Source organism: Thermus sp. (assembly GCF_056332225.1).
On the sequence record NZ_JBWGQW010000025.1, the window covers coordinates 1 to 20,191 of the forward strand.

General features: G+C 69.3%; 23 protein-coding genes and 1 pseudogene. 18 read left to right on the top strand and 6 right to left on the bottom strand.

Features of this window, described 5'->3' with window-relative positions:
* Window positions 1-638, bottom strand: a 638-nt coding sequence (locus tag AC01Y6_RS06370; protein ID WP_476670768.1) for a DUF1385 domain-containing protein, incomplete at its 3' end; no start/stop codon positions are given.
* A gap of 40 nt (window positions 639-678) precedes the next feature.
* Here AC01Y6_RS06370 and AC01Y6_RS06375 point away from each other — a divergent pair.
* A complete protein-coding gene (locus tag AC01Y6_RS06375; RefSeq protein WP_476670770.1) occupies window positions 679-2,070 on the top strand; it encodes a leucyl aminopeptidase in 1,392 nt (463 codons plus the stop codon).
* Window positions 2,071-2,222: 152 nt separating this feature from the next.
* On the opposite strand, the gene AC01Y6_RS06380 is transcribed toward AC01Y6_RS06375, so the two are convergent.
* The gene (locus tag AC01Y6_RS06380) at window positions 2,223-2,666 is read right to left on the bottom strand and encodes a Fur family transcriptional regulator (RefSeq protein WP_347241543.1); all 444 of its coding nucleotides are present in this window, start codon (window positions 2,664-2,666) and stop codon (window positions 2,223-2,225) included.
* Window positions 2,667-3,021: 355 nt separating this feature from the next.
* Between AC01Y6_RS06380 and thrS the strand changes: the two genes are divergently transcribed.
* The 9 genes from thrS to AC01Y6_RS06425 all read left to right on the top strand — a co-directional run bounded on the left by thrS (window position 3,022) and on the right by AC01Y6_RS06425 (window position 12,292).
* On the top strand, window positions 3,022-5,010 hold the full coding sequence (thrS, locus tag AC01Y6_RS06385; protein WP_476670772.1) for a threonine--tRNA ligase: 1,989 nt from the start codon (window positions 3,022-3,024) through the stop codon (window positions 5,008-5,010).
* Window positions 5,010-5,774 (top strand): PaaX family transcriptional regulator, encoded by a 765-nt coding sequence (locus AC01Y6_RS06390; protein ID WP_428719624.1) that lies wholly within the window; start codon window positions 5,010-5,012, stop codon window positions 5,772-5,774. The genes thrS and AC01Y6_RS06390 overlap by 1 nt, the downstream gene beginning before the upstream one ends.
* Before the next feature lie 10 nt (window positions 5,775-5,784).
* Window positions 5,785-6,972 carry an ABC transporter substrate-binding protein gene (locus AC01Y6_RS06395; RefSeq protein WP_476670774.1) on the top strand — a complete coding sequence of 396 codons (1,188 nt, stop codon included), beginning with the start codon at window positions 5,785-5,787 and terminating at the stop codon, window positions 6,970-6,972.
* Window positions 6,973-7,109: 137 nt separating this feature from the next.
* Complete coding sequence (locus AC01Y6_RS06400; RefSeq protein WP_476670775.1) at window positions 7,110-8,306, top strand: ABC transporter substrate-binding protein; 1,197 nt, start codon at window positions 7,110-7,112, stop codon at window positions 8,304-8,306.
* Between the two features lie 9 nt (window positions 8,307-8,315).
* A complete protein-coding gene (locus AC01Y6_RS06405) occupies window positions 8,316-9,083 on the top strand; it encodes a sugar phosphate isomerase/epimerase family protein (protein WP_347241538.1) in 768 nt (255 codons plus the stop codon).
* 77 nt (window positions 9,084-9,160) lie between these two features.
* Window positions 9,161-9,892 (top strand): c-type cytochrome, encoded by a 732-nt coding sequence (locus tag AC01Y6_RS06410; RefSeq protein WP_428719620.1) that lies wholly within the window; start codon window positions 9,161-9,163, stop codon window positions 9,890-9,892.
* A 9-nt stretch (window positions 9,893-9,901) separates the two neighbouring features.
* A complete protein-coding gene (locus AC01Y6_RS06415) occupies window positions 9,902-10,384 on the top strand; it encodes a DUF1129 domain-containing protein (protein WP_428715960.1) in 483 nt (160 codons plus the stop codon).
* A 9-nt stretch (window positions 10,385-10,393) separates the two neighbouring features.
* Window positions 10,394-11,023 (top strand): QcrA and Rieske domain-containing protein, encoded by a 630-nt coding sequence (locus AC01Y6_RS06420; protein ID WP_347241535.1) that lies wholly within the window; start codon window positions 10,394-10,396, stop codon window positions 11,021-11,023.
* Window positions 11,024-11,032: 9 nt separating this feature from the next.
* Window positions 11,033-12,292 carry a cytochrome b gene (locus AC01Y6_RS06425; RefSeq protein ID WP_476670778.1) on the top strand — a complete coding sequence of 420 codons (1,260 nt, stop codon included), beginning with the start codon at window positions 11,033-11,035 and terminating at the stop codon, window positions 12,290-12,292.
* Window positions 12,293-12,453: 161 nt separating this feature from the next.
* Here the strand turns inward: AC01Y6_RS06425 and AC01Y6_RS06430 are convergent, their stop codons facing one another.
* Window positions 12,454-14,052 (bottom strand): 30S ribosomal protein S1, encoded by a 1,599-nt coding sequence (locus AC01Y6_RS06430; RefSeq protein ID WP_347241533.1) that lies wholly within the window; start codon window positions 14,050-14,052, stop codon window positions 12,454-12,456.
* Between the two features lie 182 nt (window positions 14,053-14,234).
* Between AC01Y6_RS06430 and AC01Y6_RS06435 the strand changes: the two genes are divergently transcribed.
* From AC01Y6_RS06435 to AC01Y6_RS06455, 5 genes are read left to right on the top strand one after another with little or no spacing between them, the layout of a single operon-like run.
* On the top strand, window positions 14,235-15,350 hold the full coding sequence (locus AC01Y6_RS06435; protein ID WP_347241532.1) for a M20 family metallopeptidase: 1,116 nt from the start codon (window positions 14,235-14,237) through the stop codon (window positions 15,348-15,350).
* A 23-nt stretch (window positions 15,351-15,373) separates the two neighbouring features.
* Window positions 15,374-15,550, top strand: a complete 177-nt coding sequence (locus AC01Y6_RS06440) for a YbaK/EbsC family protein (protein WP_428719617.1) — start codon at window positions 15,374-15,376, stop codon at window positions 15,548-15,550.
* A 2-nt stretch (window positions 15,551-15,552) separates the two neighbouring features.
* Window positions 15,553-15,831 carry a hypothetical protein gene (locus tag AC01Y6_RS06445; RefSeq protein WP_347241531.1) on the top strand — a complete coding sequence of 93 codons (279 nt, stop codon included), beginning with the start codon at window positions 15,553-15,555 and terminating at the stop codon, window positions 15,829-15,831.
* 9 nt (window positions 15,832-15,840) lie between these two features.
* Complete coding sequence (locus AC01Y6_RS06450) at window positions 15,841-16,125, top strand: hypothetical protein (protein WP_347241397.1); 285 nt, start codon at window positions 15,841-15,843, stop codon at window positions 16,123-16,125.
* A 2-nt stretch (window positions 16,126-16,127) separates the two neighbouring features.
* Window positions 16,128-16,523 (top strand): hypothetical protein, encoded by a 396-nt coding sequence (locus AC01Y6_RS06455; protein WP_428716970.1) that lies wholly within the window; start codon window positions 16,128-16,130, stop codon window positions 16,521-16,523.
* Between the two features lie 44 nt (window positions 16,524-16,567).
* On the opposite strand, the gene AC01Y6_RS06460 is transcribed toward AC01Y6_RS06455, so the two are convergent.
* Genes AC01Y6_RS06460 through AC01Y6_RS06470 form a run of 3 tightly spaced genes read right to left on the bottom strand, consistent with a single transcriptional unit; the run spans window position 16,568 to window position 18,661 of the window.
* Window positions 16,568-17,245, bottom strand: a complete 678-nt coding sequence (locus AC01Y6_RS06460; protein WP_347241400.1) for an ATP-binding cassette domain-containing protein — start codon at window positions 17,243-17,245, stop codon at window positions 16,568-16,570.
* Window positions 17,242-17,877 carry an ABC transporter permease gene (locus AC01Y6_RS06465; protein ID WP_476670783.1) on the bottom strand — a complete coding sequence of 212 codons (636 nt, stop codon included), beginning with the start codon at window positions 17,875-17,877 and terminating at the stop codon, window positions 17,242-17,244. Before AC01Y6_RS06465 ends, AC01Y6_RS06460 begins: the two co-directional genes overlap by 4 nt.
* Window positions 17,864-18,661 (bottom strand): ABC transporter substrate-binding protein, encoded by a 798-nt coding sequence (locus tag AC01Y6_RS06470; RefSeq protein WP_347241402.1) that lies wholly within the window; start codon window positions 18,659-18,661, stop codon window positions 17,864-17,866. The genes AC01Y6_RS06465 and AC01Y6_RS06470 overlap by 14 nt, the downstream gene beginning before the upstream one ends.
* A 29-nt stretch (window positions 18,662-18,690) precedes the next feature.
* On the opposite strand from AC01Y6_RS06470, the gene AC01Y6_RS06475 reads away from it, so the two are divergent.
* The 3 genes and pseudogenes from AC01Y6_RS06475 to AC01Y6_RS06485 form a co-directional block, all read left to right on the top strand.
* The gene (locus AC01Y6_RS06475; protein ID WP_347241404.1) at window positions 18,691-18,963 is read left to right on the top strand and encodes a DUF309 domain-containing protein; all 273 of its coding nucleotides are present in this window, start codon (window positions 18,691-18,693) and stop codon (window positions 18,961-18,963) included.
* Window positions 18,960-19,940, top strand: a complete 981-nt coding sequence (locus AC01Y6_RS06480) for an asparaginase (protein ID WP_347241403.1) — start codon at window positions 18,960-18,962, stop codon at window positions 19,938-19,940. Before AC01Y6_RS06475 ends, AC01Y6_RS06480 begins: the two co-directional genes overlap by 4 nt.
* Window positions 19,941-19,998: 58 nt before the next feature.
* A pseudogene (locus tag AC01Y6_RS06485) lies at window positions 19,999-20,191 on the top strand (hypothetical protein); the annotation flags it as partial.

The following is a 20,191-nucleotide window of genomic DNA, read 5'->3' on the forward strand; positions in this document are numbered from 1 at the left end:
AGGCTGTAGACCAGGACCGAGACCACGATGACGAAGGCGATGAAGGTGGTGCCGCACCGGGGGTGGAAGCGGGGCTGGGCCAGGACGTTTTCCACGGTGAGGGGGAGCCCCTTCTCGTAGGCGTGGATGGCCTTGTGCTCCGCCCCGTGGTACATGAAGAAGCGCCGGATCTCCGGCATGCGCCGGATGAAGAGGAGGTAGCCCACCAAAATCCCCACCTTGATGAGCCCGGCGAGGAGGTTGTAGAGGAGGGGGTGGCGGGCGGGGTCCAAAAGAAGCCCCGAGAGGAAGCCGGGGAAGACGATGAAAAGGGCAAGGCCCAGAAGGAGGCTCACCGCCACCGTTCCCCAAAGGGCTCCCTTGGGAACCTCCTCGCCCCCGGCGAGCTCGGCGCTCCGGGCCAGGGCCCGGTAGCTCACGGAAAGGGCGTCAAAGAGGGCCACCACCCCCCGGAGGAGGGGAAGCCTCGCCCAGGGGTAGCGCTCGGTGAGGGCCCTTTCCTCGTGGCGCTCCACGTGGATCTGCCCGTTCGGCAGGCGCACCGCCAGGGCCCAGGCCCAGGGGGCCTTCATCATCACCCCCTCGAGGGCCGCCGCCCCCCCGAGGGCCGCCTGCTTCGCCAAAAGAAGCCACCGCATCCCTCCTATTCTGCCACGCTCCTGTGGTAAAACCTTGGACGTGATCACCCTGCGTGCCGTTTCCACGGGCCTGGCCGAGGGCCGGGCCCCCCTCAAGGTGGTCTGGGTCAAGGAAGGCGCCCTCCTCCCCCAGGGGGAGGCCCTGGACGCCCGCCTGGCGGGGCTCTTGCGCCGGGCCCTGGAGGGGGCGGGGCTTAAGGCGGGAGAGAGCCTTCTCCTCTACACGGAGGAAGGCCCCGTCCTCCTCTTCGGGCGGGGCGAGGACGACCGGGAAAGCGGGGGGAGGCTCGCCCAGGCCCTCCTTAAGCTCGCCTTCCCCGAGGCCCTGGTGGAGCCTTTGGAGGACGCCTACGCCCTGGCCGAGGGCCTTTTCCTCGGGGCCTACCGCTTTGACCGGCTCAAGACGAAAAGGGAGGAAAAGGCCCTCACCCTCCTCCTTCCGGGCGTTTCCGAGGCCCTTTTGGAGCGGGCGAGGAAGGTGGCGGAAGGGGTCTACCTGGCCCGGGACCTGGTGAACGAGCCCCCGAACCTTCTTACCCCTGAGGCCCTGGCGGAGCGGGCCCTGGAGCTTAGGGCTTTTGGCGTGGAGGTGGAGGTGCTGGACGAGAAGGCCATCGCCGAGCTCGGCATGGGGGCCTTCCTCGCCGTGGCCCAGGGCTCGGAGAACCCGCCCCGCTTCATCCGCCTCCGCTACGCCCCAGAAGGGGCCAGGGCCCGGCTGGACCTGGTGGGGAAGGGCCTCACCTTTGACTCCGGCGGCTACTCCCTGAAGCCCACGGAGGGCATGGCCACCATGAAGGGCGACATGGCGGGGGCGGCGGCGGTGCTCGGGGCCTTCAAGGCCGCGGCCCTTTTGGGCCTTCCCGTGGAGCTCAGGGGCTACATCGCCGCCTGCGAGAACCTGGTCTCCGGGCGGGCCTACCGGGTGGGGGACGTGCTCAAGACCCTTTCCGGAAAGACCGTGGAGGTGATGAACACCGACGCCGAGGGGCGCCTCACCCTGGCGGACGCCCTGGCCTACGCCGAAAGGGAGGGGGCGGAGCGCATCCTGGAGCTTTCCACCCTCACGGGAGCCGCCGTGGTGGCCCTGGGGGAGGAGGTGGCGGCCCTCTTCGCCACCGAGCCTTCCTGGGGGGAGAAGGTGCGGGAGGCGGCGCAAGGGGCGGGGGAGAAGGTCTGGCCCATGCCCCTGGAGGAGGCCTACCGGGAAAAGCTCAAAAGCCCCGTGGCCGACCTCAAGAACGTGGGGGACCGGAACGGCGGGGCCATCACCGCCGCCCTCTTCCTCGCGGAGTTCGTGCGGGTGCCCCTGGTCCACCTGGACATCGCCGGCCCCGCCTTCGCCAGGAAGGCCCACGCCCTGGGCCCCGAGGGGGGGACGGGCTTCGGCGTGCGCACCGCCCTAAAGGTGGCGGAGGCCCTGGCGGGCTAAGTACCCCACCGCGGCAAAAGCCGCGGTGGGGGCCCCAAAAGAGCTTTCCCACGGCCCCAGCTCGGGCATCCTATGTTGCAAAGCCAAGATGCGCGCACTTAGGAGCGGAAGCGGGCCCGGGGGGCGCCCCCCGGGCCCCTAAGCCCCGGCCCTCAGGCCTGGCAGTTCGGGCACTTCCCCCGGAACTCCAGCCGGAAGCCCTCCAAGGCCCACCCCGTCCGCTCCGCCGCCGCCTGCATGGCGGGGGTGAGGTCCAGCTCGGGGAGGTTCTTGAGGAGCAGGTCCTCCACCTTGCCGCAGGAGGTGCAGACCAGGTGCACGTGGGGCTCGGTGTAGCCGTCGTAGCGGGTGTAGCCCTTGGGGTCCTTGAACTCGTAGATGAGCCCGTGCTCCCTGAGGACGTGGAGGTTGAGGTAGACGGTGGAGAGGCCGATGTCGTAGCCCCGCTTCTTCAGGCCCTGGTAGAGCTCCTCCGGGGTGGGGTGGACGTTTTTGCGGTCCAGGAAGCTCAGGATACGCTCCCGCGGGAGGGTGTGCCGTAGGCCCACCGCCTTTAGCCGCGCCCGGTAGTTTTCCTTCTCCTTGGTCCTTGGCATGGCTCCTCCTTCCTTTCCATTCCAGTATACACCCCCGTTGTGCAAACGCAACACCGTTGGGGCACCACCCGGACCAGGAGAACCCCTTCGCCTCCTCGGTCCACGTGGGCTCGAGGGCGGCCTGCCCGGTGCCGCCTCCGAAGCAGGTCCAGCAGGCGCTCAGGTTGCCGCCGTACCCGGCGAGGAAAAGGGAGAAGAGGATCCCGGCCCAGCGCCCTTGCCTTCAAGGTAGGGTTGGGTTCAAGGGGAGGCCGGGGGAGGCCCCTTGGCCTCAGCCCAATACTCCAGGAGCCGCATATCGGTCAGGTTTGCACGGGGGGCGTGAACGGGGCATGAACGGGGTATAGTGGAGGGCATGACCGTGTACCTGCCGGACGGCAAGCCCCTGGACCTCCCCCAAGGGGCCACCGCCCGGGACGTGGCCAAGGCCCTGGGCGAAAGCTGGGAGAGGCGGGCGGTGGGGGCCCTGGTGGACGGGGAGCTCTACGACCTCCTAAGGCCCCTTCCCGAGGGGGCCAGGGTGCGCCTCCTCACGGAGAAGGACCCCGAGTTCCAGCGCCTTTTCCGCCACACCCTGGCCCACGTCCTGGCCCAGGCGGTGAAGGAGCACTTCCGGGAGAAAGGCTACGACCCGGAAAGCGTGAGGCTCGGGGTGGGGCCCGTCATTGAGAAGGGCTTCTACTACGACATAGACGCCCCCGAGCCCCTCTCGGAGGAGGACCTCCCGGCCATTGAGGAAAGGATGCGGGAGATCCTCAAGCGGGACCTCCCCCTAAAGCGCTTCGTCCTCCCCCGGGAGGAGGCCTTGGCCCGCTACCGGGGGAAGGACCCCTACAAGACGGAGCTCATCCTGGAGATCCCCGAGGGGGAGGAGATCAGCTTCTACCAGCAGGGGGAGGGGGAGGAGGGCTTCACCGACCTCTGCCGCGGGCCCCACGTCCCCTCCACCGGGCGCATCCCCCCCCACTTCAAGCTCACCCACGTGGCCGGGGCCTACTTTAGGGGGGACGAGCGGCGGCCCATGCTGCAAAGGGTCTACGGGGTGGCCTTCCGCACCGCCGAGGAGCTTAAAGAATACCTCTGGCAGCTGGAGGAGGCCAAGAGGCGGGACCACCGGCGGCTTGGGAGGGAGCTTGAGCTCTTCCTCATAGACCCCGTGGTGGGGAAGGGGCTCGTGCTCTGGCTTCCCAAGGGGAACGCCATCCGGGAAGAGCTCATGGCCTTCATGCGCGAGGAGCAGGTGAGGCGGGGCTACCAGCTCGTGACCACCCCCCACATCGGCAGCCTGGAGCTCTACAAGACGAGCGGCCACTACCCCTACTACGCCGAAAGCCAGTTCCCCCCCATAAGCTTCCAGGAGCGGGGCGAGGAGGAGGAGTACCTCCTCAAGCCCATGAACTGCCCCCACCACATAAGGATCTACGCCTACCGCAAGCGCTCCTACCGGGAGCTACCCCTGAGGCTCGCCGAGTTCGGCACGGTCTACCGCTACGAGAAGGCGGGGGAGCTTTTGGGCCTCACGCGGGTAAGGGGCTTCACCCAGGACGACGCCCACATCTTCTGCACCCCCGAGGAGGTGAAGGGGGAGTTTCTTGGGGTCTTGGACCTGGTGCTCAAGGTCTTCGCCACCTTGGGCCTCAAGGACTACCGGGCCCGGATCGGGGTGCGGGACCCGAAAAGCGACAAGTACGTGGGGGAGGAGGCCAAGTGGGCCCTGGCGGAGCGGCAGATTGAGGAGGCCGCGGCCGAGGCCGGGCTAAAGTACACCGTGGAGCCCGGGGACGCCGCCTTCTACGGCCCCAAGCTGGACTTCGTGGTGAAGGACGCCCTGGGAAGGGAGTGGCAGCTCGGCACCATCCAGGTGGACTACAACCTCCCCGAGCGCTTCGGCCTAACCTATGTGGGGAGGGACGGGGAGGAGCACCGCCCGGTGATGCTCCACCGGGCCCCCTTCGGCTCCCTGGAGCGCTTCATCGGCATCCTCATTGAGCACTTCGCCGGGGACTTCCCCCTTTGGCTTGCCCCGGTGCAGGTCGTGGTGGTGCCGGTCTCGGAGAAGCAGGAGGACTACGCCCTCCTGGTGGCGGGAAGGCTCAAGGAGGCGGGCCTCAGGGCCGAGGCCGACACCAGGCCCGAGAGGATGCAGGCCCGGATCCGGGACGCCGAGCTCAGGAAGGTGCCCTATGTCCTGGTGGTGGGGGAGAAGGAGAAGGCCGAGGGGACGGTGAGCGTGCGCAGGCGCCACCGGGGGAACCTGGGGACCATGCCCCTCGCCACCTTCCTGGAATGGGCCCTCAAGGAGTACCGCGAGAGGCTTTTGGAATCCGTCTTCGACCTCTTCTGATGCGGGCGAGGTCTACCCTCTTCACCATCTTCCTGGAATACATCTACCCGGACCGCAAGGCCCCGGTGGGGACCCTGGTGGCCATGATGGAGGCCCTGGGGTTCTCGGAGATGGCGGTGCGGGCGGCGCTTTCCCGGAGCGCCAAAAGGGGCTGGGTGGTGCCCCAAAGGGAGGGCCGGGCCGCCTACTACGCCCTCTCCGACCGGGTCTACTGGCAGGTGGGCCAGGTGCGCCGCCGCCTCTACGGGCCCCTGCCCCCTTGGGACGGGAGCTTTCTCCTGGTCCTGCCCGAGGGGCCGAAGGCGCGGGGAGAGAGGGAGCGCTTCCGCCGGGAGATGGCCCTTTTGGGCTACGGGAGCCTCCAGAGCGGGGTCTACCTGGGGGTGCGGGCGGACCTCGAGGCCACCCGGGAGCTCCTCGGCTTTTATGGCCTCGAGGCCACCCTCTTCCGCGCCGCCCACCTCGGCCCCAAGGAGGAGGTGCTGAGGGCCTTCCCCCTGGAGCGGGCCCTGGCCCACTACCGGGCCCTCTTTCCCTTTGAGGTGCCCGAGGGGCCGGAGGAGGCCTTCCGGGCCCTCACCCGGCTGGTGCACGAGATGCGCAAGGTGCTCTTCCTGGACCCCCTCCTGCCCCCGGAGTTCGGGGCCCAGGGCTTTCCCCGGGAGGGCTTCCTCGAGGCCCGAAAGGCCCTCTACCGGAGGGCGCTTCCCTTCCTCAAGAACCTAGGGCTTCCCCTTTCAGACTTTTCACCCGCCCCCTGGTAGGCTCAGAGGGATGAGACCTTTCCTCCTCGCCCTCGCCCTTTGGGGAGCGGCAAAGGCCCAGGTGGTCCTCCCCTTCTGGCACACGGCGGGCCCCCCGGGGGACCGGGTGCTCCTGGAGGCGGTCCAGAGCTTCAACGAGAGCCAAAAGGCCTACCGCGTGGAGCCCCGCTACGCGGGGGACTACCGGGAGGCCGGGGTGAAGCTCCTCGCCGCCCTGCGCTCGGGTGGGGCCCCGGCCCTTTTCCAGGGGGAACTCTCCTTCCTGCCGCGCCTCGCCCAGGAAGGGGCGGCCCTCCCCTTGGACCCCTACCTCCAGGGCCTTCCCAAGGACCTCCACCCCGAGGCCCTAAAGGCGGCCCAGGTGAAGGGGAAGACCTATGGCCTTCCCCTGGGGCTTTCCGTGCCCGCCCTCTACTACAACAAGGACGCCTTCCGGGCCAAGGGCCTAAGGCCCCCCAGGACCTGGCCCGAGGTGGAGGAGGCGGCGGCCAGGCTTTCGGGGCGCACCGCCAAGGGAATGGTGGTCTCCACCGACATCTGGAGCTTCAACGCCATCGTGATGAGCCTGGGGGGAAGCTTGGTGAGGGAGGGCCTTCCCAACTTCACCTCCAAGGAGGCGGTGGAGGCCCTGGAGATGCTCTACCGCATGGTGCAGAAGGGCCACGCCCAGGCCCGGAACCTGGCGGAGGCCTCCTTCGCCGTGGCCGACTTCCTGCGCACCAAGGCCTTCATGGGCCTCGCCCCCACCACCGCCCTCCCCGTGGTCCTGGCCCAGACCTCCCTGCCCTTCGCCGTGGGGGCCGCCCCCCTGCCCCGGGCCCAAGGGGGGGCGGTGCCCCTTTCCGGGGCGGTCCTCGCCGTGCTCAAGGGGGCAAGCCCCGAGGAGGCCCGGGGGGCGGTGGCCTTCTGGCTCCACTTCCTGGAGCCCAAGCGCCAGGCGGACTGGGTGCGCACCACCTGGTACCTCCCCTTGCGCAAGGAGGCGGAGAGGGAGCTTTCTGACTTCCTCAAGGACCCGGAAAGGGCCCAGGTCTTCGCCCAGGCCGAGGTGGCCCGCCCCTGGAGCCAGGACCCGGAGATGGTGGTCTGGTACGGCTACCTGGAGGAGGCCCTGGAGAAAAGCCTGAAGCAAGGGGTGCCCCCTAGGCGGGCCCTCGAGGAGGCCCAACGGAAGGCCCTGGCGGCGGAGGGGCGCTGATGGCGCCCCGCGCCGGCCTGCGCCCCCTGGGACCCAGGAAACCTCTCCCCCGCCCCCGCTTGGGCCGGACCCCAAAGGGGCGTAAGACCTGAGGGCCCATGACCGAGCCCTGACCTTAGGGGTGGTAGAATCCCCGCATGGCAAGGCCCTGGCCCTTGGTTTTCCTTCTCCTTCCCGCCCTGGCCCAGACGGAGGTCCCCTTCTGGCACGCCATGGACGGGCCGGCGGGTAGGCTTCTCTCCCAGTTCGCCCAGGAGTTCAACGCCCGGCAGGCCCAGTACCGCCTCCTCCCCCAGTACGCCGGGGACTACCGGGACGCCGAGACCAAGCTGGTGGCCGCCCTGCGCACGGGAGGGGGGCCGGTGCTCTTCCAGGCGGAGATCTCCTTCTTCCCCCGCCTGGTGGCGGAGGGCAGGGCGGTGGCCCTGGACCCCTACCTGGGCCTGGACCGGGGGTTCGCCGAGGACCTCTTTGAGCCCGCCTGGAACTACGGCGTGGTGGAGGGGAAGCGCTACGGCCTCCCCTTCAACACCTCCACCCCGGTCCTCTTCTACAACCTGGACGCCTTCCGGGCCAAGGGGCTCAAGGCCCCAAGAAACTGGAAGGAGTTTGAGGAGGCCGCCAGGGCCCTCACCTCCCGCCAGGCCAAGGGCTTCATCTTCGTCACCGACCCCCAGGCCTGGCTCTTTGAGGCCATGGTGACGAGCCGGGGGGGAAACCTGGTAAAGGGGGACAAGCCCAACTTCACCTCCAGGGAAGCCCTGGAGGCCCTGGAGATGCTCCACCGCCTGAACCGGGCCGGGGCCCTCTCGGTGCGGAGCCTGGCCGAGGCCACCTTCGCCCAGCTGGACTTCGTGCGCACCAAGGGCATGATGGCCATGGCCTCCATCGCCAACTGGCCCGCCGCCGAGAACTTCTCCTTCGCCTTCAGCCTGGGGGTGGCCCCCGTGCCCCGGGAGCCCGGGGGGAAGGTGCCCCTGGGCGGGGCCCAGCTCGTGGTGCTGAAGGGGGCCTCCGAGGCCCAGGTCCGGGGGGCGGTGGAGTTCTGGAAGTACCTCATGGAGCCCAGGAACGTGGCCCGCTGGGTGGAGGCGAGCTACTACGTGCCGGTGCGCAAGTCGGCCCTCCCCCTCCTCGAGGGCTTCTACCGGGAGAACCCCTTCCGCAAGGTGGCCTTTGAGCAGGTGGCCTACGCCCAGGAGCGGCCCCGCCTCCCCCAGTTCTCCACCTGGGCGGGCCTCCTCGCCGAGGCCCTGGAGAAGAGCCTGAAGGGGGGCCTGCCCCCGGAGAGGGCCCTGGAGGAGGCCCAGCGCAAGGCCGAGGCCGTGCGCTAAGCTTAGGGCATGCGCCTGGGCTATAGCCCCTTCAACGCCGAGCTGGGCTACGAGGAGGCCTTCCGCCTGGCGGCGGAGCTCGGGCTGGACCTCGAGGTGGCCTACGACCTCCACGAGGCCCTGCCCCTGCCGGGCCCCAAGGACCTCCGGGCCACGGGGGAGGCCCTGGGGGTGGGCTTCACCCTCCACCTCCCCTTCGTGGAGCTGAACCCGGCAAGCCTCATCCCGAGCGTCCGCAAGCTCTCCCAGGAGCGCCTCCTCCGGGCCCTGGAGTTCGGGGAGGCCCTGGGGGCGAGGGTGGGGGTCCTCCACACCGGGCAGGTCCCCCTCCGCCACCCCCTGGCCCTCGCCCTGGCCCGGGAGGCCCTGGAGGAAACCCTCTCCCTCCTCGCCTCCTCCCCCTTCCCCGTGGCCCTGGAGAACCTGGCCCTGGAGGAGGCCGACCTCCTCCGGGGCCCGGAGGAGCTTAAGGCCCTCCTCTCCCGCTTCCCCGGGCTCGGCTTCTGCCTGGACGTGGGCCACGCCCTGGTGGAGCTTGGGCCCAAGGGGCCTCTCCTCTACTGGGAGGCCCTTCGGGAGAGGCTTCTTCACCTCCACCTCCACGACAACCACGGGCGGCGGGACGACCACCTCCCCGTGGGGGCGGGAAGCGTTCCCTGGGAGAGGCTCGCCCCCCTCCTGAAGGGCTTTTCCGGGACGGCGGCCCTGGAGGTGAGCGGGAGGGAGGAAGGCGTCCGGGGAAGCGTTCGCCGTCTGCAAACCCTCCTCACCTCCTGAGGGGACATCTGTCCTTGTGGGCTATCCTTATAGTGGTGGGGTGGGGTTTTGTACCCCTCTTCACATAGGGAGGCAGAATGGTCGTAGACCGGATTGAGGTGTACCTGGATGGGGCCCAGGAGCCCCTGGCGGTGCTCAAGGAGCCCCCTTACCGGCTCAGGCTGGACACCCGAAAGCTCCCCGACGGGGAGCACACCCTGAGGGTGGTTACCCACTTCCGCGGGGGTGGCCAGGAGATACGGGAGATCCCCTTCACCGTCAACAACTACCCCGACGTCCTGGTCCTGGGCATGGACGAGGGAAGCGAGGTGGCGGGGGAGGTGGAGCTCCGCCTGGCCGTGGGCGAGCCCGAGCTCCCCGTGGAGCTTCCCCGCTTCAATCCCCTCTGGTACGCCGTGGCCGCGGTGGTGGTCCTCGGCGGCATCTGGAGCTACTTCGCCCTCTCTCCGGCCGCCGAAAAAATCGTGGAGCAGGTAGCCCCACCCGCCCAAGAGGCCCAGGCCCACGGGAGCGGCCAGGAAGCGGCGGCGCCCGCGGGGGTGGACCCCGCCCTCATGGAAAAGGGCAAGGCCATCTACGAGGCGAACTGCGCCGCCTGCCACCAGGCGAACGGCCAGGGCATGCCCCCCGCCTTCCCCGCCCTGGCGGGCAGCCCCAACCTGAAGGACGCCCAGATGATCCTTAACATCGTAAAGAACGGCCGCGGGGCCATGCCCGCCGTGGGAGCGGGCTTCAGCGAGGAGGAGCTCAAGGCGGTGGCCACCTACATCCGCAACAGCTTCGGCAACAGCTTCGGCCCCGTGGAGTAAGGAGGGAGGATGTACCGCAACGACCCCATCCTGCCCACCTTCGCCCTTATCCTGGCGATCGGCCTCTTCTACGCCTCCTACCTGGACGGCCGCCACATCGCCCGCCTTCTGGGCCACACCCCCGAGGAGCTTTCCGTGGGCCAGATCGGGCTCATGGCCTTCGGGGCGGTCCTGCTTCTCTACGGACTCATGGGCCTGGTTTCCTACTGGCTGGAGGGCCTGGAGCTCCGCCCGGGCCGCCACTTCCCCAGCCCCGCCACCGCCCCCGTGGCCGCGGGGGTGATCCTGGTCCTCCTCCTCACCGCCCTCTCCGGCTTCTTCGTGCGCCTCCTCCTCTACTCCGCCCAGACCGGGCACAACCCCACCTGGCTCCAGGGCCTCGTCTTCGGGTCCATCAGCCTGGTGGTGGCGGCCCTCTTCGGCATCTACAAAAAGTTCTTCGGCCGGGACGAGGTCATCACCGAGGAGGAGAAGAGCGAGTTCCCCTGGTAGAGGTAAAGCATGGACGAGCGCGAGATCCGCTTAAGGCAGTCCCGAAGGAGGCTTTTCCTCAAGACGGCCATCGGCACCGGCATCGGCCTCTCCCTGGTCTCCGCCTTCTACGTGGGGGCGAGCCTCCGCCCCAAGCAGGAGGTGACCCCGGAGAAGGAGCCCTTAAAGCCTGGGGACATCCTGGTCTACGCCCAGGGCGGAGGGGAACCCAAGCCCATCCGGCTGGAAGAGCTGAAGCCGGGAGACCCCTTCGTCCTGGCTTACCCCATGGATCCCAAGACCAAGGTGGTGAAGAGCGGGGAGGCCAAGAACACCGTTTTGGTGGCCCGCTACGCCCCCGGGGAGCTCGCCCCCGAGGTGGCCCAGCACGCCGTGGAGGGCGTGGTGGCCTACTCGGCGGTCTGCACCCACCTGGGGTGCATCGTCAGCCAGTGGGTGGCCGATCAAAAGGCCGCCCTCTGCCCCTGCCATGGCGGGGTCTACGACCTGGCCCACGGGGCCCGGGTCACCGCCGGCCCCCCGCCCCGCCCCGTGCCCCAGCTTCCCCTAAAGGTGGAGGAAGGGGTCCTGGTGGCGGCGGGGGAGTTCCTGGGCGAGGTGGGGGTCAAGGCCGAGGCCGGCTTCTGCCGCCGGGTCTAGGAGGGAAGCATGTACAAGTGGCTTGACGAACGCCTGGACCTCACGGGGCTCTACCAAAAGGTGCTCCGCAAGGCCTTTCCCGTGCACCACTCCTTCTTCCTGGGGGAGATCACCCTCTTCGCCTTCGTGGTCCTGGTCCTTACCGGGGTCTTCCTCACCCTGAACTACGAGCCCTCCATCCGCGAGGTCAAACTCCCCGACGGGCGCACGGTGCCCGCCGCCTACGGGAGCGTCCTTTACATAGACAGCCTCCCCTTTGGCGCCGTGATCCGGAGCCTCCACCACTGGTCGGCCCACGCGATGATCGCCGCCGCCTTCCTCCACATGCTCCGGATCCTCCTCACCGGGGCCTACAAGAAGCCCCGGGAGCTCAACTACCTGGTGGGGCTTGGGCTTCTGGGCCTCGCCGTGGTCACCGCCTTCACCGGCTACGCCCTCCCCTACGACAACTACGCTGTGACCGCCACCCGCATCGGCTACGGCATCGCCCACTCCATCCCCTGGATCGGGACCGCCCTGGCGGAGGTGATGTTCGGGGGGGAGTTCCCGGGGTCGGAAAAGTCCATCCCTAGGCTCTATAGCCTCCACGTCCTTTGGCTTCCCCTCCTCCTCATGGCCCTCATCGGGCTGCACCTCGTGATCATGGTGAAGCAGAAGCACACCCAGCCCCCCTACGCCCAGAGGGTGGCCCCGGGGAAGATCCTGGGGGTCCCCATGTACCCCCAGCAGATGGTCATGATGGGGGTCCTCTTCGCCCTCTACGTGGGCCTCATGACCATGATCGCCGGGGCCTTCCTCGCCCACCCCGTGGAGGCCTTCGGCCCGCCTACCCCCAACACCCCGGCGGTGAAGCCCGACTGGTACTTCCTCTGGATCTACGGCATCCTGCAGATCATCCCCTCCAGCTGGGAGTTCCGCCTCTTCGGGGCCACCATCGGCCCGGAGTTCATCGGCGGCGTGCTGGTGCCCGGGATTCTGGGGCTGGTGGGCCTGCTTTTGCCCTTCGTGGATACCCGTAAGGACAAGATGCGCTACATGGAACTGCCCTCGGAACGCCCGGTGCGCACCAGCGCCATCCTGGCCCTTCTGGTCTTCTTCCTGATGGCGAGCCTCGCCGGGTACAAGATCGACTTCCAGCAGCAGGGCCTTCTCCTGGGGAGCAACGCCGTGCTCTGGACCCTGGTCCTGGGGGGGCCCCTCCTCACCTTCTTCCTCTCCTACACCCTGATGCGCATCTTCTACGGAAAGAGGGAAGAGAGGGCGTTCTAAGTACCCCACCGCGGCTTTTGCCGCGGTGGGGACCCCAAAAGGGTTTTCCCACAGCTCCAGCTCGGGCATCCCATGTTGCAAAGCTAACGCGCGGGCCCTTAGCCACCTGCGCGCGAAGAAAGCCCCCGCCAGAGGCGGGGGCTTGGGTTTTAAGGGACGGGCTACTTCTTTTCCTCTTCCAGCCCCAGGCTCGCCAGGAGGTCGCCGTAGAGGTCGCCGAGCTTCACGCTGGCGGTGGCGGTGGGCACGGCGGAGGCGTCGTAGAGGTTGTACTCGGCCACGGCCCCGTACTCGTACTCCCGGCGCTCCTCGCGGCGGCCCGTGGTCTTGCGCTTGCCCCGGGCCTCCTTGCCCTTGGCCCGGCGCGGGCGCTCCTCCTCCACCCTGGGCGGGGGCGGGGGAAGGAGGCGCTTGCGGGAGAGGGAGATGCGCTGCTCCACGGGGTCGATGTGGAGGACCACCACCTCCATCTCGTCCCCTTTCTTGAAGAGGGCGGCGGGGTTCTCAATCCGGATGTGGTCCAGCTCGGAAACGTGGACCAGGCCTTCCATCCCTGGCTCCACCTCCACGAAGACCCCGAAGTCCGTGACCCCGGTGACCCGCCCCTTGACCACGGTGCCGGGAGGGTACTTCTCCGTGAGCTGCTGCCAGGGGTCGGGCTGGGTCTGCTTGAGGCCTAAGGAGAGGCGGCGCTCGGTAGGGTCCAGCCGAAGGACCACGGCCTCCACCTCGTCCCCCTCCTTCACCACCTCGGAGGGGTGCTTGGGGCGCTTGGTCCAGGAGAGCTCGGAGATGTGGATGAGGCCCTCGAGGCCCGGCTCCACCTCCACGAAGGCCCCGAAGGGGGTGAGCCCCACCACCTTGCCCCGCACCCGGGTGCCCACGGGGTACTTCTCCGCCACCGTGGTCCAGGGATCGGGGATGAGGGCCTTGATGGAGAGGTTGACCCGCTCCTTGGCCGGGTCCACGGAAAGGACCTGGGCCCGCACCTTTTGCCCCTTCTGGAGGACCTCCCTGGGGTGCTGGAAACGGCCCCAGGTGATCTCCGAGCGGTGGACCAGGCCGTCCACGGGGCCAAGGTTGACGAAGGCCCCGAAATCGGTGACGTCGGCCACGGTGCCCTCCACCACCTGGCCGGGCGAGAGGCTCTGCAAGAAAGCCTCCTTGGCCTTCTTCTGCTCCTCCTCCAGGAGGGCCCGGCGGGAGAGGAGCACCCGCCCCTTCTTGCGGTTGAACTCAATGATCTTGGCCAGGATCTGCTGGCCCACGTAGGCGTCCAGGTTGGGGGTGCGCCTCAGGTCCAGCTGGGAGGCAGGAATGAAGGCCTCCACCCCATCCAGGTCGGCGACCACGCCCCCCTTGACCTTCTCCTTCACCGTGACGGCGACCGGTTCCCCCTTCTCGTAAAGGGCTTGGATGCGGTCCCAGCGCTCCTGGGCCTCCACCTTCCTGCGGGAAAGGAGCACCTGCCCCGTCTCGGGGTCCACCTTGATCACCTGGACCCGGACGGCGTCCCCGGGCTTGAGGAGGGTCTTAAGCTCCTCTTCGGGGAGGACCTTCTCCGTGAGCTGGTTGAAGGGGATGATGCCTTCCGTCTTCGCGCCGATGTCCACCGCCACGCCTTCGGAACCCACCAAGACCACCGTGCCCGTCAGGACCTGGCCGGGGCGCACCCGCTTCTCCAGGCGGGCCTCGGTCTCCTGAAGGGCCTCTTCCATGCTGAAGGTCTTTTCTGGGGTCTGGGTCGCCTTTTCTTCCATGCCGCCTCTTTCCTCCTTACGCGCCTTCCTTCGGGAAGGCGGGCGCTTTGCGCGCGCGTCCACACGAAAAGGCGGGGGAGAACCCTTACTCCCCGCTTCCGTGAGAACGAGCCCCGAAGGGCATACCCTTCCTTTATACCACGGGGTGGGCTTCCTGCCAAGGGGCAGGGCATAATGGGGGCATGGAAACCCTGGAATGGATGAAGGCGAGGCTTCCCGACCTCCTCAAGGACCTCGAGGCCTTCGTGCGCCGGGAGTCCCCCTCGGGAGACCTTACCGGCCTCAAGGAGGCCGCGGCCTTCCTGGAGGAGGCCTTCGGGCCTTTGGAGGGAAGGCTTTCCCGCAAGGACACCCCCAAGGGGCCTATCCTCTTCCTCAAGCGGGAAGGGGAAGGAACCCCCGTACTCGTCCTCTGCCACTACGACACCGTCCACCCCAAGGGGAGCTTCCCCGAGGCCTTCCGCCTGGAGAGGGAAAAGGCCATCGGCCCCGGGGTCTACGACATGAAGGGGGGGATCGTCGCCCTCCTCTACGCCCTGCGCCACGCCGAGGCCACGGGGCGGAAGCTCCCTGCCCTGGAGGTCCTCTTCACCCCCGACGAGGAGGTGGGCTCCCCGGAAAGCCGCCCCCTCATTGAGGCCGCCGCCCGGAAGGCCCGGGCCGCCCTGGTGCTGGAACCCCCCACGGGGGAAGGGGACCTGAAGGTGGCCCGGAAGGGGGTGGGCCTCTACCGCCTAAAGGCCATCGGCAAGGCCGCCCACCAGGGGGTGGAGCCGGAGAAGGGGGTGAACGCCATCCTGGAGCTCGCCCACCAGATCTTGAAGGTGGCGGCGCTGGAAGACCGGGAGAAGGGCACCACCCTGGGGCCGAACCGCATCCGGGGCGGCACGGCCACCAACGTGGTGGCCGAGGAGGCCGAGGTGGAGATAGACCTCCGGGCCTGGACCCTGGAGGAGGCCAGGCGGGTGGAGGAGGGGCTAAGGGCCCTAAAGCCCGTCCTCCCTGGGGCGAGGCTGGAGCTTTCGGGCGGCCTCAACCGCCCCCCCATGGAGCCCACCCCGGAAAGCCTGGCCCTCTTTGAAAAGGCGCGGGTCATCGGGGAGAGGCTGGGCCTCGCCTTACGCCCGGGCAAGGTGGGTGGGGGGTCCGACGGGAACTTCACCGCCGCCTTGGGGGTGCCCACCCTGGACGGCCTTGGGCTTCTCGGCGGGGACGCCCACCAGCGGACGGAGTACGTGGTGGTGCCGGAGATCCCGCGCCGCGCCGCCCTCCTCGCCGAGCTCCTCTACGCCCTATGAGCCCCTCCCCATCCGCCCAAAGGGTGCAGGAGGTCCGGGCCCTCGCCGGCTTCGCCACCGGCGGGGTGCCCCCCGTGGTCCACGCCGCCTTCCCGGACGAGGACATCCTCCTCTGCCCCAGGGTCTTCGCGGCCGGGGGCACCCCGAGGGCCCTCTTCGCCCTCACCCAGGCGCGGGTGGCGGACCTGAAGGAGGCCTAGCCGTGTGGTTCTTCCGCAAAGACCCCCACGTGAAGCCCGAGGGCCCCCGGGCCTTCCGGGTCCGGGTGCGCACGAAAAGCGGGGAAGTGGTGGAGGTCAGGCTCTCCAAAAGCATGGAGATCTCGCCCACCGAAGAGGGCTACTACGTGCGCAAGGAGATCGTGGCCCCGAGGAGCCTGGACCGGGCGGTCTTGGAGATCTGGTTTGACCGGGGCTACCGCCCGGTGCGCAAGGCGGTGGAGGGCGGAGAGCTTCTTCCTATTCGGGAGTGGACGGGGTAAAGTGAGGACATGGAAAAACTCCTGCTCCTTTTAGGCTTGGCCCTCATGGTCTACAACGTCCTCTACGGCCTCAAGCTAAGGAGGGCCGCTCCAGGCGGGGTCATCGGGGAACGCATGGGGCAAGCCCTCTTCCTCATCGGTTTCTTCGCCCTGGCCTACCTGGGGGTCATCCTCCTCACCTGGAGCGAGCCTTCCAGCCTTCTCCTCGTTCTCCTCTCCTTCATCCTCCTCCTAGGGGCGGTCTTCGTCTACCTGATCCTCCGCTTGGTGGACGCCATCGTGGCCTCCCTGTAGCCATGGTCTTCCGCCGCAACCCCAATCCCCCCGAAGGCTGGACGCCCACCCCCGCGGAGTGGCGGGTCTACGCCCTTTGCGACGGGCGCCGCACGGAGGAGGAGGTGGTGCGGGAAAGCGGCCTGGGGGAGGAGGCCTACCGGGCTCTGGCCAGCCTCCTGAAGCGGGGCCTGATCCTCCCCGTGGAAGGCCCCAAGGAGCTCTGCGCCAAGCTGGTGGAGCTCCTCAGGTCCCGGCTCGGCCCTCGGGCCGAGCCCTTTGTTGCCCGGCTAAAGGGGTGCGAGAACCGGGAAGCTCTGGAGGAAGAGGCCCTGAGGGTGGCCCTGAAGGTCAAGCTCACCCTGGACAAAAAGACCGGGGAGGAACTGGAAAAGGCGGTAAGGGCCCTCTTCCGCTAGGGTGGGGGCCTTCTTCGCCCACCCAGGCTTGGGCGAGGGGTCCGCTAAACGAGCCTTCCCTCCAGGAAGGCCCGGCTCCTCGGGTCCCGGGGGGCCTGGAAGAAGTCCCGGGCCTCGGCCAGCTCCACCGCCTCCCCCTGGAGGAGGAAGAGCACCCGCCCCGCCAGGCGCCGGGCCTGGAAGAGGTCGTGGGTGGCCAGCACCACCCCCCGGCCCTCCCCGGCCGCCGCCCGCAGGAGGGCCTCCACCCGGGCCACGTTGGCGAGGTCCAGGCTGGCGGTGGGCTCGTCCAGGAGGAGCACCTCCGGCTCCACCAGGAGGGTGCGGGCCAAGGAGAGGCGCACCGCCTCCCCTCCCGAGAGGCTTTGGGCCGGGCGCCGGGCCATCTCCCCAAGCCCCACCCGCTTTAGGAGGGCCTCCGCCTTGGCCCGGGCGAGGGGCCCCGGCACCCCGTGGAGGCGGAGGCCGAAGGCGGCGTTCTCCAGGACGCTCCGCCTGAGGAGGATGGGGTTTTGGGGCAGGTAGGCGCGGAAGCCCCCTTCCACCTGGCCCTCCAGGGGGGTGAGGAGGCCCGCGAGGAGGCGGAGCAGGGTGGTTTTGCCGCTTCCCGAGGGCCCGAGCACCGCCAGGATCTCCCCGGGGTAGACGGAGAGGGCAGGCACCCAGAGGGTAAAGCCGGAGTGCCGATGGAGGAGCCCCTCGGCCCGAAGGAGCGGCCTCATTCCCGCTCCAGGATAACCAGGAAGCCGGTGACCAAAAGGGCCACCCCCAGGAGGATCAGGCCCAGGGCCAGGGCCGCTTCCACCTCCCCCTTGCGGGTTTCCAGGACGATGGCCGTGGTCAGGACCCGGGTGTGGTGCCGGATGTCCCCGCCCACCAGGGTGGCCGCCCCCACCTCGCTGATGGCCCCGCCGAAGCCCGCGGCCAGGGCAGCGGCCAGGGTGCGGCGGCTCTCAAAGAAGAGGGCGGGGAGGACCTGGTCCTCCCGCCCCCCCAGGCTTCGCACCAGAAGCCGCACCTCCTCCGCCCTGGCCCGGGCCGCGGAGAGCACGAAGGCGGCGATGACAGGGAAGGCCAGGATGGCCTCGGCCAGCACCATGGCGTAAGGGGTATAGAGGAGGTCCAGAAAGCCCAGGGGGCCGGAGCGGGAGAGGAGGAGGTAGAGGAAAAGCCCCACCACCACGGGAGGAAGGGCGAGCCCGGCGTAGAGGACCGCCCGGCCCAGGGGCCCGCCCCCGCCCCTCAGGGCCAGCCAGAGCCCCAGGGGCACGGCGGGAAGGGCGGCGAGAAGGGTAGCCGAACCGGCCACCCCGAGGCTTCTTAGGGTGATCTCCAGGAGCTCAGCGGCTTCCATTCACGGGGAAGAGGCACCGCCCCTTCAGGGGCTGGAAGAGGGGCTGGCCTTCCACCTGGAGGCCCAGCATCCGCCGGACCGCCTCCTCGGAGGCGAGGAAGTCCCTTAGCTTCCGGGCCTCCTCGAGCCTAGGCGAGCCCGGCACCACGTAGACGCTGTACTGGTTGAGGAGAAGGGGGTCGTCCCGGTCGTAGAGGGGGGAAAGGCCCCGCTTTTTCCCCACGGTGAGGTAGGTGGCCAGGTCGGAGAGGGTGTAGGCCCGCTTCTCCGCCGCGAGGACCAGGGTCTGCCCCATCCCCGCCCCCGACTCCAGGTACCAGGGGGGCCCGGGCCGGATCCCCGCCTTCTCCCAAAGGGCGAGCTCCTTCAGGTGGGTTCCCGAGCGGTCCCCGCGGGACACGAAGGGCGCCTTGGCCGAGGCGACGCGCCTCATGGCCTCCAGGACGTCCTTGGCCTCCCGGACCCCGGCCGGGTCCTCCTGCGGGCCCACCAGCAGGAAGCGGTTCTTGGCCAGGCAGTACCCTTCCGCCAGGAAGCCCCGCTTCCGGTACTGGGCCTCGAGGTCGGGGGCGTGGACCAGCACCGCGTCGGCGTCCTTGCGCTCGGCCAGGGCCAGGGCCTGCCCGGTGCCCACGGCGACCACCCCCACCTTCACCCCCGTGGCCTGGGTGAAGGCGGGGAGGAGCCGGTCCAGGAGGCCCGAGTCGTAAACGCTGGTGGTGGTGGCGAGGCGCAGGGCCTGGGCCAAGAGAAGAAAGGGGAGCAAAACCGCCATGCGGCGCATGGACCTAGCCTAGACTGGGGCCCGTGGGGCTGCAAGAGGCCCTGGAGCTTTGGCGCGAGGGGCACTACTTTGAGGCCCACGAAGCCCTGGAGGCCCTTTGGCGGCGGGCCGAGGGGGAGGAGCGCCGCTTTCTCCAGGGGCTCATCCTCCTGGCGGCGGCCCTCCACCAGCGGAGCCAGGGAAGGACGGGCCTGCGCAACCTGAGGAAGGCCGAAGCCAGGCTGGAGGGCCTCCCCTCCCCCTACCTCGGGGTGGACTGGAAGCCCCTCCTCCTGGAGGCCCGGCGTAGACTTGGGGAGTGAAGGCGGAGGTTTTGGTCTACCGCGGCGAGCTTGTGGAAAACCGGCACCGGGTCTCCTTGGCCCTATACGGGAAGGAGGGGCTTTTGGCCTACGCCGGGAACCCGGCCCTCCTGAGCTACCTCCGCTCCTCGGCCAAGCCCTTCCAGGCCCTGGCCCTCTTCCTCACGGGGGCGGTGGAGCGGTTCGGCCTCACGGAGGAGGAGGTGGCCCTGGCCACCGCAAGCCACGACGGCACCCCCCGCCACGTGGAGGTGGCCGCCCGCTTCCTGGCCAAGCTCGGCCTGGGCCCCGAGCACCTGGTCTGCGGGGTGCACCCGCCCTTTTCCCGGGAGGCCCGGCGGGCCCTGGAGGAGGCGGGCCTTGGACCCACCCCCCTGCACCACAACTGCTCGGGCAAGCACGCCGGGATGCTGGCGGCGGCCCGGGCCCTGGGGGCCCCCACCGAGGGGTACGAGCGCCCCGACCACCCGGTGCAGGCCCTGAACCGGAAGACCCTCGCCGAGCTCTCCGGAGCCGAGCCCTTCCAGGCCACCGACGGGTGCAGCGTGCCCACCTTCGCCCTCCCCCTCGCTCGGGCGGCCCGGCTCTTTTACCTCCTCGCCGCCCCCGAGGAGGCCCCCGAGGCCTACCGGGAGCCCTTGAGGCGCGTGCGGGAGGCCATGCGCCGCCACCCCGACCTCGTGGCCGGGCCGGGGAGCGTGGACACCCTCCTTATGGAAAGGCTGCCCGTGGTGGCCAAGCGGGGGGCGGACGGGTACTACGGCCTCGCCCTCCTAGAGGGCCCCAAGGGGCCCCTGGGCCTCGCCCTCAAGGTGGAGGACGGCTCGGCCCAGGCCCGGGAGGTGATGGTGGTGGCCCTCCTCCGGGCCCTGGGGCTGGACCCCGGCCCCACCCCCTGGGACCGGCCCGAGGTGCGAAACCACCGGGGGCTTCCCGTGGGCCACCTCGAGGCCCGGCTAGGGCTCTCCTGGCTGTAGCGCCAAGCCAGTGAACCCGGACAAACCCATGCCTTCAGAGGCCTCGCTCCAGAACCTGATGGAAAGGCCCTTCCCTTCCCACCGGTCCCTGGCCCGCTACGCCCTCGAGCACCTGGACCTTCAGCTCCTAGAGGCTCTCCTGGAGAGGCTTGTCCGGGAACGGGAGGCCCACCTCGCCGGAGGGGAAGCTTCTTCCGGCCGGGCGCCGGCGCTTTTGGAGCTCATCGCCTACGGCCTTAGGGTTCTTCTCA